Here is a 12,547-nt window from a genome sequence, read left to right as displayed (position 1 = left end):
TTTACCCTATCTGTCTTGCGCCACGAGTATCTAAACGGCAAATGTGTACAAACCCTTCATCGTTTTGTACATAGTGTTGTTTTAACCATTCTGCCATTTCTTGAGCAACTGGCAATGAATCACAGATGGTAAAAATTGTTGGCCCTGAACCTGAAATACCACAAGCGAGTGCTCCTTTCATTTGAGAAGCTTCTCTCGCTTTGTCAAAACCAGGAAGTAGCTGAGTACGATAAGGTTCAGCAATCACATCTTTCATTAAATTTGCAGCTAAATCTGGCTGCTGTGTATGACAAGCGTGGATAAAGCCAGATAAATAACGACCATGATTAATAATATCAGCCTTTGCATATTGCTTCGGTAAAATGGCCCTCGCTTGTGCTGTAGAAACTTTAATACCTGGGTATGCCATTACCCAATACCAATCATCAAAAGCAGGCACAGACTGACAAATAATACCGTTTTGTTCTAAGATCAGCTGCAACCCCCCCAAATAACAAGGTGCAACGTTATCATAGTGAACGCTTCCTGAAATACGGCCTTCAAGCTCTCCCATCATCAATAATAGTTGTCTTTCAGTAAACGGTTTTTTTGCAAACTCATTAAGCGCAACTAATGCCGCAACAACAGAACAAGCGCTTGATCCTAAGCCTGAGCCTATTGGCATGTTTTTTTCTAATGTCATGGCAACAGGAAGTTCATTTCCTAGCTTTTCACAAAATAACTGCCAACATTGATACACAATATTTTGTTCAGGTTCTGGTGGTAATTTGCTGACAAAATGTCCTTTGCATTCAAGAATAAATTGAGGAGCGGCTTTAACAGTGACGCAATCGCCAAGTAGTTGCCCATCAATTGGAGAAACCGCTGCTCCTAATACATCAAATCCGACACTCACGTTACCTATTGATGCCGGTGCATAAACTTTAACCACGCTTAAACTCCCAGTTTCCATGACAATGTACGTAACACATCTGCAAATACCCCAGCAGCCGTAACATCATTACCAGCACCATATCCACGCAGTACTAACGGAATTGGTTGGTAGTAGCGAGTGTAAAAAGCTAAGGCATTTTCACCATTTTTCACTTTAAATAGTGGATCATTTGCATCAACCGCTGCTATTTTAACTTGGCATTTACCTTCATTAATGACACCCACATAGCGTAATACTTTGCCTTCTTTTTGTGCTAATTCAACTTTGGCATCAAATTCGACATCAGCCTTTGGTAAGCGACTTAAGAAGCTATTTACATCACCAGTGCTGTCAAAAGATGCGGGTAGAACGGGCTCTACATCGATGTCACTGAGTTCTAATTGATAACCCGCTTCACGAGCCAAAATAAGTAGTTTACGTGCAACATCCATTCCTGATAAATCATCACGAGGATCAGGTTCAGTAAAACCTTTTTCTTTCGCTGAAAATGTTGCTTCTGACAAGCTTTTACCTTCATCTAATTGGCCAAAGATGTAAGATAATGATCCTGAAAGAATACCATTAAACTGTACTAAATCATCGCCTGCATTAAGTAAGTTTTGTAAGTTCTCTATAACAGGTAAACCCGCGCCAACGTTGGTGTCATATAAAAATTTACGGCGAGAAGACTCAGCGGCTTGTCTAATTTGACGATAGTAGTCCATCGACAATGTATTCGCTTTTTTATTTGGTGTAACCACGTTAAAACCATTTTGTAAGAAGTTTGCGTATTGCAACGCAATTTCTTCGTTTGATGTGCAATCAACGATCACTGGATTTAAGAAGTGGTACTCTTTTTCTAAACGAATAAGCTGGCTAAAGCTAAATGGCTCTTTAGCTTCTTTTAGTGCTTGTTGCCAATTATCTAAATCGATACCTTGCATATTTGTTAGCATAGCGCGTGAATTGGCTATTCCACAGACACGTAAATCAATATGCTTGTTTTTCAACCATGATTGTTGACGATGAATTTGCTCTATCAATGCATTACCAACACCACCAGCACCAACAATAAAGACCTCAACAATTTGATTTGTATTAAATAGCATTTGGTGACATAGGCGGACAGCATTAGTTGCTGAATCATTAGCAATAACCGCTGAAATTGAACGCTCAGAAGAGCCCTGTGCAATTGCAACGATATTAATGTTGCCACGTGTCAAAGCGGAGAAGAAACGCGCTGAGATACCTTTGAGTGTGCGCATACCATCACCAACAACCGAAATAATAGCGACGTTGTTCATGATATCTAACGGATCTAACACACCATCTTTTAATTCAAGATAAAATTCATCTGATAATGCTTTTTGTGCACGTAGTAACTCTTTTTGTGGCACACAAAAGCTAATGCTGTATTCCGAAGAAGATTGCGTGATTAAAACAACAGAGATCCCAGCTCTCGACATAACAGAGAATACGCGAGCCGCCATTCCCACCATACCTTTCATACCAGGACCAGATACGTTTACCATTGCCATGTTATTTAGGTTGGTAATTCCTTTTACAGGAGTGCTGTCATCTTTTTGACCATCACCAATTAAAGTACCTAGAGCCTCTGGATTACCTGTATTTTTAATCAAACAAGGAATTTGGAATTGAGCTATCGGCGCAATAGTACGGGGATGAAGCACTTTAGCACCAAAGTAAGAGAGCTCCATAGCTTCTTGGTATGACATACCTTTTAATAGGCGAGCATCAGGTACTAAGCGAGGATCACAAGTGTAAACACCATCGACATCAGTCCAAATTTCACAACATTCTGCACGTAAACACGCAGCCAATACTGCCGCTGAATAATCAGAGCCATTACGTCCTAATACAACCAGCTCATTTTTCTCATTACCTGCAGTAAAACCTGCCATTAATATAATGTTTTCTTTAGGAATATTGAGCTCAGAGATACGACGAGTTGACTCAGGAATATCAACAGTTGATTCTAAATAGTGACCTTGAGCGAGTAAATTTTGCACAGGATCAATAACAGTAACGTTATAGCCTCTTGCTTGTAATACTGACGCCATAATCGCAATAGAGAGTTTTTCACCACGGCAAATCATTGCAGCATTAATGCTATTAGGGCATTGACCTAATAAAGAAACGCCATGAAGAATGTGTTTAATTTCAGCAAATTCGCGTTCAACCTTGATTTTCAGACCTTCATAATCAAAACCAGGTTGTTGTTCTTTTAAACCTTGCAGTAAATTGGCAAAGATTTGCTCTGCTTCTCGTACTTGAGTGAGAGGATCTTCTCCTTCTGCCGTTTTATCAATCATTGCCACCAAGTAGTTTGTTATCTTGGCTGGTGCTGATAATACAAGAGCGACTTGTCCCTGCTCTCTTTTTTTCTCAGCAATATCAGCAACATTCAGCACCCGCTCGGCATTGGCAACTGAAGTTCCCCCAAATTTTAACACTCGCATACAACTCTCCTGATTTTTCGCCAAAAAAAAACCCGCATTCTTCAATGCGGGCTCTTTCGTTTTTTGTTTTTTATATGCGCCAGCCCGCCCCGCAATATAAAATTCCGGTGGTGGTGGTAATAATTGTTTTCATAGTCACTGTAGCTTGGCTGTTAATACGCATAACTATCCTGTCTGTCTCAAATTTTGTTTGACCCTATACTGGTTAAAGCAAAGCGAGAGGAATGTCAAATTTTTTCTTATTTTAAAACTTAAATTTACCACTACATAAATAAAATATATTCGATGATTACCCCAATAGAAGTATAGATATTACTATCTACAAGGGATACAAACAGAAAATAAAGCTACTTATTAAGTGTTAATTGGCTGTTTGTACTTTTGTAAAGAATAAGGTATTTTATTCTACTTCATTTTTAATAGTAAAACTGGTAAAAAAATAAAACCTCACTATATTTAACATATATTTTTCTTTTACATTACATAAATCAAATTATATAGTTAACTATTGAAATCAAGGTTAAGCTGTTATCTTGATTTTGATATGTGTCAACAAAAGTTAGCTTTTTAGATGGTATTTAATGCAACTGGTGTTATATTGCTGTTAATAGACTATGGGCGTTTTCCATTCTGATTTTAGCGCTCATCTAGAGTTAAAAATGTAATGTTTGTAATAACGTGATGGTTATTTATCGAATTCTAATCTGGGTCTAAGTTTTTGCGTGTTAATAACAAAAATGAATAACCACACTATACACACAGAAGTTAAACGCAGATCTCCTTTTTCTATTTTTGGTAATTTTAGGTAGCAAATATGCAAACCCCGCACATTCTGATTGTTGAAGATGAAGTTGTTACTCGTAATACCCTGAAAAGCATATTCGAAGCTGAAGGGTATATTGTACACGAAGCCACTGATGGCAACGAAATGCACAATGTCTTATCTGATCATGATATTAATCTGGTCATCATGGACATCAACCTTCCGGGTAAAAACGGCCTATTATTGGCTCGTGAATTACGCGAACAGGCAAGTGTTGCATTAATGTTCCTAACGGGTCGTGATAATGAAGTAGATAAAATCTTAGGCCTCGAAATTGGTGCCGACGACTACATTACTAAGCCATTTAATCCTCGTGAATTAACTATTCGTGCACGTAATCTGTTATCACGTACCATGAACTTAGTTAATGGCACTGAAGAGCGTCGTTTAGTTGAAAGCTACAAATTCAATGGTTGGGAGCTGGATATCAATAGCCGCTCACTGATAAGCCCTGCTGGTGAACAATATAAATTACCACGTAGTGAATTTCGTGCCATGCTACATTTCTGTGAGAATCCAGGAAAAATCCAGACTCGTGCAGAATTACTGAAAAAAATGACAGGTCGCGAGCTAAAACCTCATGACCGTACTGTGGATGTTACTATCCGTCGTATCCGTAAGCATTTTGAATCGACACCTGATACACCCGAAATTATTGCCACCATTCATGGTGAAGGCTACCGTTTCTGTGGTGATTTAGACGAATGATCTAAGCGTTTTCAACTAACTTAGTGAATAAAAAAACCCGAATTTCTTATTCGGGTTTTTTATTTTATAAAAAGAATAAAACAAATAGTTAAAATGTAAAAATTGATCTTAACAACTTTTTTAAAAATAAATGGATAAGTTATCTAAAAGATTTTTTTACCTGATTTTTCATTAATTTTATTAACTAATTTATAAAAATCAATCTTTCCAAGGCATAATTGGTACTGCGCTAATCGCATTTTTAGGTGAACCATCTATCACTTTATCTGAATAAGTCAGATAAATAAGCGCATGACGCTCTTTATCGTAAAATCTTACCACTTGAAGCTTTTTAAACACCAAAGATGTTCTTTTCTGAAAAACAACATCACCGCGATTCTTTCCTTTTAATACATTCGCACTGAGTTCTATCGGGCCAACTTGTTGGCAAGAAATTGCCGCATCAGCTGTATCTTCCGCAAGACCTAAGCTTCCTGATATTCCCCCTGTTTTAGCTCGACTTAAATAGCAAGTTACATTTTTTACTTCAGGATCATCAAATGCTTCAACGACAATTTTATGATTAGCACCAAAAAATTTAAATACAGTATCTACATAGCCAATCTCTTCTGCTTTTACCATTAATGAAAATGGCAATAATATTGAGACTGCTAGTATCTTTTTGAAATTAAACATATTTACCTTGTTCCATTAAAAAGAAAAAAGAGCTATGTTGACTAGAGTAAATCAATATTTAATCAACGGGTAGAAGAATTTGTGTACATAAGCTGAAGAAAAAGACTATATTTTATAATTATCTATCAATGTAACTTGTTATAGCTGTTTAGCCTACTTACTATCTATAACTATAAACAAACGAATATAAATAAGGGAGATGTATGGATCAAACCAACATCATACGTGATTTGCTCGCTTGGATTGACAATAATTTAGACCAACCATTATCACTCGATAATGTTGCTACTAAAGCGGGTTACTCCAAATGGCACCTACAACGCATGTTTAAAGAAATTACAGGACAAGCGATTGGTTCTTATATTCGTTCAAGGCGCCTATCACGGGCAGCTGTTGCATTACGCTTAACTAGCCGCCCTATTTTAGATATTGCCTTACAGTATCGATTTGATTCCCAACAAACCTTTACTCGTGCCTTTAAAAAGCAATTTGAACGAACACCTGCACTTTATCGTCGTACAGACGAATGGTGTGCTGCTGGTATTTGTCCTCCGATTAAATTAGAGCAGCAAAATTTACCAAAATGGGAATTTGTTCAGTTACCAGAGAAAAAACTCATTGGTATTGAACAAACCTGTACTCATACCCTTGAAGAATGGGCTAATGCTTGCTCAGATATGCGTCAGATATTCTGGCGTTATTATATGACTAAAATTAATGCTGTTCCTCATCAGGTTTATGGTTTACACCATACACAACATAGTGATGAGCATGAAGATGAACAACGTGTGCTTTACACCACGGCCGTTGAACCTGAATATGCTACTTTTATTAATGATGATGCTGCTAATGAAGTTTCATTAGCCGGTGGCGACTACATTCGTTTTGACTTTGCAGGTGAAGCCAAACGCGATGCCATACAGGAGTTTCTATTCCTGATTTATGGTGTTTGCTTACCTAATCTGGGGCTTACTCGCCGTAAAGGCTATGACGTTGAAAAGTATTATCTTAAAAATGTTCGTTGCGGCAATGAGATGGTAACGGAATCGCAAGATCATATTGAGCGTTTTGAGTATTACATTCCTATCAAACGTGAAAATGTAGCGGTATAAAAAGAAAAAGCTCTCTTTTTGTTATTAAAGAGAGCTTTAATTTTTAGCGTTGAACTTCATCTAACGCAGTATCAGTAAGATGACTGACATCACCAGCTGTTTCAATTACCCAGCCATTAGCAAGCCAAGGGCTGTTTTGGTAATCAACACGAGATATTGAGCAATTACGCAATCTTAAACGGCGCTCAGCGTAGGCTGGTAGCCCTAACACCGTACTTAATAAGCAACCTAGAGCAATACCGTGGCTAACCAATAATGGTCGACTATTTTCGGGTAAATCAAGACAACGCGTTAAAGCAGCCTGCATTCGACTACCTAATTCTGTCATTGATTCTCCTTGGGGAATTCGTCCATCAGGTGTACCATCAATCAAACTCTTGCGCCAAGCCTCTTCTTGTGTATTTAATGTTGCGATCTCTCGCTGTTCAAGAACGCCCATATTGAGTTCACGCAAACGTGAGTCAGTCATCACTTCACAGCCACAGGCTTGTGCAATGATTTCTGCCGTTTGTCGAGTGCGGCCAAGATCACTAGAAATAATGTGGGTAATACCAGCTGACTTCACTTTTTCAGCAACTTGTTGTGCTTGACGCACACCATTTGCGGTTAGTGGGCTATCAGATTGCCCTTGAATACGTCTTGCCACGTTCCATTCAGTTTCACCGTGGCGAACAAGATAGACCTGTAACATACATTTTTTCCGTTATACTGCTCAAATTTTTCAAAGGATGATTAATTCATTATGTATCATGTCATTGCAGCCACTACGAATCCAGCAAAAATCAATGCGATTAGACTTGCCTTTGAGCAGGTATTTGGTAAAGATACCTTTGATATTGAAGATATTAATGTCGATAGCCGCGTTCCACAGCAACCTATTGGAAATACAGAAACGAGAACTGGCGCACGCCAGCGCGTGATGGCAGCTCGCCAAGTCCGCCCAGAAGCTGATTTTTGGGTCGGTGTCGAAGCAGGTATTGAAGACGATATGACCTTTGCTTGGATCGTCGTAGAACATGGTCAAATTCGTGGAGAATCGCGTTCAGCAAGTTTAATGCTGCCAGAACAGATTTTAAAAGGTATTCGTGAAGGTAGAGAGCTCGGTGATGAAATGGCTTTCTTAACTAAAATTGACAATATTAAGCAACGCGGTGGTGCTATTGGTTACTTTACTGATGGCCTACTCAGTCGCACCTCTGTTTATCAACAAGCACTTGTGCTTGCATTAGTACCAGTAACTCACGATATCTATAAAGAACTAAATCAAAGAGAAGATTAACAATTAATCGAATAATACTCGGTTAAAAAGACTCAAAAACAAAATGCCATTTAATATTGATTAAATGGCATTTTTATTATTTCTTAGTCATCAGCTCTTTTTCAAGCCACAGCTTTACTTCATGAGGCGCTGTTTTTAAGCTATTAGAACCTCGTGTGATAGTTGCTATTCCTACACCAAGCTCTTCTTTTAACTCTCGTTGGCTCAATTCTCCTCGCATTAACTCTTGTACTATGCGCACTCGTGTTGCTAATGCGCTACGCTCATCTGGCGTCATTAAAAGTTGTAAAACAGGATATTGCACACCCTGTTCAAATGCGTGTTGCAGTAATTCAACAAATCGTAACCAGTGCTCATTATCTTCTGGTGATAACGCAGGATCTTGCATCGTAGGAACCTCTTTTATCCACACTCTTTAACTAGTACAAACTATAACATAGTTTATAGCTTGGCAAAGAGGCTCCCTTCGATAAATCCCTTAATTATGTACTAATAACGGCTATTTAATTCTGTATCTGTTAATACGGGTTGTTGCTCACCCGCGAAATAACTGTAAAAAACAGCGAAAGAGAGTACATTTTTCACATACCCACGCGTTTCAGCAAAAGGAATACTTTCCACAAATGCAATGGCATCCAATTGGCCATTAGCATCTGATAACCAACGATCAACACGCGCAGGTCCCGCATTATAAGCAGCACTTGCTAAAATACGATTTTGATTAAAACGTTGATAAACGGAATCAAGATAAGCCGTACCAATTTCGATATTTTTCACAGGATTAGTTAATTGTGCACTACTCACATATCCTGTAATACCGGCTTGTTTAACGGTGTATTCCGCTGTTTTTGGCATTACTTGCATTAATCCTGTTGCACCTGCTGAAGAGCGTGCTTGTGGATTCCAGGCGCTCTCTTGGCGGGCTATCGCCATTGCATAGTTGCGATCTATTGTTTTATCTTTGGTATATTGATCAAATTCGGCTTTCCAAGCTAATGGAAAGCGTTCTTCAAGATGATCCCACATTTTACCTGTAATCGTTGCCTGTACGGCTAAATCTGCCCATTTTTGTTCAAAAGCATAACGAGCCAACTGAGACTGCATTTGCGCGGGTTGCGATGCAACATAATTAGCCCATTCAGAACGTGCTAAATTATCCATCTGCCAGTACATCAATTCACGCACTCGTTGCACCTCAGCACGAGTAGGGATCTCGGCACTAACACTCGGAGCTTTATCAATCACCATAATATAAGGCAGGCCTAGTTTTTGCGCCGCTACCATTGGGTAAAAACCACGGTTTTGTGTAAGCTGCTGCAAAATAGTTTTCGCTTCACTGGTTTTACCTTGAGATTGTAAAACCATCGCTCTCCAATAACGCCATTCTTCTTTATTTTTACTCTCAGGTGAAAGCCTTTCCAACCATAACGCTAACTCAGCAGGTTGATTTTGGCTAAGTGCTAAACGCACACGACGTTCACGTAACGTATCAGAAGCAGTATCTTGAATCGTACTATCACGCCATTTAACCTGTTCAGGCGTTGCATAAGGCATATATTGCCATGCAATGGCATCTTTCATTAATTGCCGTTCACTCGCCGTCATTTTTTGTGCATGTGCAATAGAATCAAGCTGTGCTCTTGCCGCATCAGGATCTTTTCTTGCCCAACGGGAAAATGCAGATTGCACAACAGAACGCGTAAAATCAGTTGGCGAAAGTGCCGTTGCATAACGCGAAACCAAACTAGGTTGATCTTGTAATTCTACCAATGCATCACTAATCGTTTGATAATCAGCAGGAAGACGTCTCGCCAGATACGCTGCTAAACCCGTATTTCCAGCTTTAATTGTAAGATTTATACGTTCTAATACTAATTCTGGTGTTAACTGCCCTGCTTTTTGCCATTCATCAAATAGAGCATCGCAGCTTGATGGCATCGATGTTCCATTTAACCAAGCCTCTTTAGCACCTAACCAAGCAGTTTGCGCATCACCTGTAGCCCATTTAGCATAATAATAATTACATCTTGCAGCTTTAGGATTAGGAGGAACCGGGCTAAAAGTCAGTAAATTTTGCCACTCTTGGCGTTTAGCAAGTTCATTAACAAATAATGAAGGCAAAGCTTTAGCCGGTGGAAGTGTAGGATATTTAGCAACAAATTCCGTTACAACAGCGGGTGCGATAATATCTAGATTATCAGTAATTTGACGATATTCTAAATAAGGATAAAGAGGATAATCTTGCAACGTAGGCAGTAATCTTTCGACTTCATCATTCTTTTTTAAATCCCACGCTGCTTTAATTTCTTGATAGCGAGCACGTTGTTCACTTAATGAATCGGCTTGTACCCATGCTGAAAAACACAATGAACTTATTGCTAACATTAAAGGCCACTTTTGCTTAACCACGTTATCTCTCCACCTCAAAATAGAACCGCCAATAATAAATACATTAGCTAATATGATAATCATTAACAATGTAAGTTCCCCCGTTTAAGATAAATTATCAAGACTTTAAGAGGAAGCGCTAAAGTAAGATCAAATCCACTCTTTTCACTAAGGTTTTCTTTTATAAATCGGGTATACTGGCGACTTTCATCATTTTCGGGTCTTTGGCAAAATACTGACATTGACTCTGCTATTGTTCATTTAGGTGCCAAAAACTATCAACTTAAATACAATGCTTTGTATTTAACCATGAAAAATGGCACATTAGATAAAATCTCTTTTATAATCAAAGGGTAATTATAGTGGCTCAATACGTTTATAGTATGTTGCGTGTCGGGAAAGTTGTCCCACCTAAGCGACATATTCTTAAAAACATTTCACTCAGCTTCTTCCCGGGCGCGAAAATTGGTGTGCTTGGTCTTAATGGTGCTGGTAAATCAACACTACTACGCATTATGGCGGGCATCGATACAGATATCGAAGGTGAAGCACGCCCACAGCCAGGTATTAAAATTGGTTACTTACCACAAGAACCAAAATTAAACCCTGAACACACAGTGCGTGAAGCCGTTGAAGAAGCAGTAAGCGAACTGAAAAACGCATTAAACCGCCTTGATGAAGTTTATGCAGCTTATGCTGATCCTGATGCTGATTTTGATAAATTAGCGAAAGAACAAGGCCAGTTAGAAGCGATTATTCAATCTCATGATGGTCACAACCTCGAGAACCAATTAGAGCGTGCCGCAGAAGCGCTACGTTTACCTGAATGGGATGCAAAAATCGAGAAACTGTCTGGTGGTGAACGTCGTCGTGTTGCTATCTGTCGTCTTCTATTAGAAAAACCAGATATGCTGTTATTAGACGAACCAACCAACCACTTAGATGCTGAATCTGTCGCTTGGTTAGAACGTTTCTTACATGACTATGAAGGTACCGTTGTGGCAATAACCCACGACCGTTACTTCCTTGATAACGTAGCGGGTTGGATTTTAGAGCTTGACCGTGGTGAAGGTATTCCATGGGAAGGTAACTACTCTTCTTGGTTAGAGCAAAAAGATGCCCGTCTTGAACAAGAAGCAGCAACTGAAGCCGCTCGCCATAAATCAATTCAAAAAGAACTTGAGTGGATCCGTCAAAATCCTAAAGGTCGTCAAGCTAAAGGCAAGGCTCGTCTTGCTCGCTTTGAAGAACTTAACAGCGTGGATTACCAAAAACGTAATGAAACCAGCGAACTCTTTATTCCACCTGGACCACGTTTAGGCGATAAAGTATTAGAAATCAGCAATCTAACTAAATCTTACGGTGATCGTATTCTGATTGATGATTTGAGTTTCTCTATCCCTAAAGGGGCTATTGTTGGTATTATCGGCCCTAATGGTGCAGGTAAATCTACACTATTTCGCATGATCTCCGGTCAAGAACAACCTGATTCAGGCACATTAACGCTTGGTGATACTGTTAAATTAGCGGCTGTTGAACAGTTCCGTGACAGCATGGATGACAGCAAAACAGTGTGGGAAGAAGTTTCTGGTGGCCAAGATATTATGCGTATTGGTAACTTTGAAATCCCAAGCCGTGCTTACGTCGGTCGCTTTAACTTTAAGGGTATTGATCAAGGTAAACGTGTTGGCGAGCTTTCTGGTGGTGAACGTGGTCGTTTACATCTTGCTAAACTGCTTCAAGTTGGCGGTAACATGTTACTGCTCGATGAACCAACCAACGACCTCGACGTAGAAACCTTACGAGCGTTAGAAAACGCCCTGTTAGAGTTCCCTGGTTGCGCAATGGTTATCTCGCATGACCGTTGGTTCCTTGACCGTATCGCTACACATATCATCGATTATCAAGATGAAGGTAAAGTGGAATTCTTCGAAGGTAACTTTACTGAATACGAAGAATACAAAAAACGTACATTAGGTAACGAAGCTATTCAGCCTCGTCGCATGAAGTACAAACGCATGACTAAATAAACACATAACTTAATGTATTTATTTAAATAATAAAAAGCAGAGATAACTCTCTGCTTTTTATTTCATTAGATTGATAGTTAATTAATATATTTAAAATTTAAAAACTTAAATGACATTACTTTGAGCCTTATAGTTATTA

General features: G+C 39.1%; 10 protein-coding genes. 4 read left to right on the top strand and 6 right to left on the bottom strand.

The annotated features are described in order from the left end of the window. Nucleotide 1 precedes the first annotated feature (1 nt). Together thrB and thrA are read right to left on the bottom strand one after the other, a co-directional pair. Nucleotides 2-952, bottom strand: coding sequence for a homoserine kinase (gene thrB, locus PH4a_RS10020; protein WP_208730470.1), 951 nt, complete (start codon nucleotides 950-952; stop codon nucleotides 2-4). Beyond that, the gene (gene thrA / locus PH4a_RS10015; protein WP_129039494.1) at nucleotides 934-3,393 is read right to left on the bottom strand and encodes a bifunctional aspartate kinase/homoserine dehydrogenase I; all 2,460 of its coding nucleotides are present in this window, start codon (nucleotides 3,391-3,393) and stop codon (nucleotides 934-936) included. The genes thrB and thrA overlap by 19 nt, the downstream gene beginning before the upstream one ends. A gap of 814 nt (nucleotides 3,394-4,207) precedes the next feature. On the opposite strand from thrA, the gene arcA reads away from it, so the two are divergent. Then, complete coding sequence (gene arcA, locus PH4a_RS10010; RefSeq protein ID WP_006535263.1) at nucleotides 4,208-4,924, top strand: two-component system response regulator ArcA; 717 nt, start codon at nucleotides 4,208-4,210, stop codon at nucleotides 4,922-4,924. A 198-nt stretch (nucleotides 4,925-5,122) separates the two neighbouring features. Here arcA and creA read toward each other — a convergent pair whose 3' ends face one another. Next, nucleotides 5,123-5,599 carry a protein CreA gene (gene creA, locus PH4a_RS10005; RefSeq protein ID WP_064718937.1) on the bottom strand — a complete coding sequence of 159 codons (477 nt, stop codon included), beginning with the start codon at nucleotides 5,597-5,599 and terminating at the stop codon, nucleotides 5,123-5,125. Between the two features lie 203 nt (nucleotides 5,600-5,802). Here creA and robA point away from each other — a divergent pair, with 203 nt between their 5' ends. Next, nucleotides 5,803-6,711, top strand: coding sequence for an MDR efflux pump AcrAB transcriptional activator RobA (gene robA / locus PH4a_RS10000; protein ID WP_129039492.1), 909 nt, complete (start codon nucleotides 5,803-5,805; stop codon nucleotides 6,709-6,711). 43 nt (nucleotides 6,712-6,754) lie between these two features. Here the strand turns inward: robA and gpmB are convergent, their stop codons facing one another. Beyond that, nucleotides 6,755-7,402 carry a 2,3-diphosphoglycerate-dependent phosphoglycerate mutase GpmB gene (gene gpmB, locus PH4a_RS09995; protein WP_064718935.1) on the bottom strand — a complete coding sequence of 216 codons (648 nt, stop codon included), beginning with the start codon at nucleotides 7,400-7,402 and terminating at the stop codon, nucleotides 6,755-6,757. Nucleotides 7,403-7,453: 51 nt separating this feature from the next. Between gpmB and yjjX the strand changes: the two genes are divergently transcribed. After that, entirely contained in the window at nucleotides 7,454-7,990 is a 537-nt protein-coding gene (gene yjjX, locus PH4a_RS09990) for an inosine/xanthosine triphosphatase (protein WP_064718934.1), read from the top strand. A 76-nt stretch (nucleotides 7,991-8,066) separates the two neighbouring features. On the opposite strand, the gene trpR is transcribed toward yjjX, so the two are convergent. Together trpR and sltY are read right to left on the bottom strand one after the other, a co-directional pair. Continuing rightward, nucleotides 8,067-8,378 (bottom strand): trp operon repressor, encoded by a 312-nt coding sequence (gene trpR / locus PH4a_RS09985; protein ID WP_129039490.1) that lies wholly within the window; start codon nucleotides 8,376-8,378, stop codon nucleotides 8,067-8,069. 101 nt (nucleotides 8,379-8,479) lie between these two features. Next, a complete protein-coding gene (gene sltY / locus PH4a_RS09980) occupies nucleotides 8,480-10,399 on the bottom strand; it encodes a murein transglycosylase (protein WP_129039488.1) in 1,920 nt (639 codons plus the stop codon). A gap of 341 nt (nucleotides 10,400-10,740) precedes the next feature. Here sltY and ettA point away from each other — a divergent pair, with 341 nt between their 5' ends. Beyond that, nucleotides 10,741-12,408, top strand: a complete 1,668-nt coding sequence (ettA, locus tag PH4a_RS09975; RefSeq protein WP_129039485.1) for an energy-dependent translational throttle protein EttA — start codon at nucleotides 10,741-10,743, stop codon at nucleotides 12,406-12,408. Nucleotides 12,409-12,547: the final 139 nt, after the last annotated feature.

It is taken from the genome of Proteus hauseri (assembly GCF_004116975.1).
Taxonomy (GTDB): domain Bacteria; phylum Pseudomonadota; class Gammaproteobacteria; order Enterobacterales; family Enterobacteriaceae; genus Proteus; species Proteus hauseri.
Note: the sequence above shows the minus strand (reverse complement) of the source record. Positions and strands in the feature narration are given on the sequence as shown.

Excerpts from the sequence above, each read along its gene's own strand:
- thrB (WP_208730470.1), bottom strand. The coding sequence starts at position 952 with ATGGAAACTGGGAGTTTAAGCGTGGTTAAAGTTTATGCACCGGCATCA.
- thrA (WP_129039494.1), bottom strand. The coding sequence starts at position 3,393 with ATGCGAGTGTTAAAATTTGGGGGAACTTCAGTTGCCAATGCCGAGCGG.
- arcA (WP_006535263.1), top strand. The coding sequence starts at position 4,208 with ATGCAAACCCCGCACATTCTGATTGTTGAAGATGAAGTTGTTACTCGT.
- creA (WP_064718937.1), bottom strand. The coding sequence starts at position 5,599 with ATGTTTAATTTCAAAAAGATACTAGCAGTCTCAATATTATTGCCATTT.
- robA (WP_129039492.1), top strand. The coding sequence starts at position 5,803 with ATGGATCAAACCAACATCATACGTGATTTGCTCGCTTGGATTGACAAT.
- gpmB (WP_064718935.1), bottom strand. The coding sequence starts at position 7,402 with ATGTTACAGGTCTATCTTGTTCGCCACGGTGAAACTGAATGGAACGTG.
- yjjX (WP_064718934.1), top strand. The coding sequence starts at position 7,454 with ATGTATCATGTCATTGCAGCCACTACGAATCCAGCAAAAATCAATGCG.
- trpR (WP_129039490.1), bottom strand. The coding sequence starts at position 8,378 with ATGCAAGATCCTGCGTTATCACCAGAAGATAATGAGCACTGGTTACGA.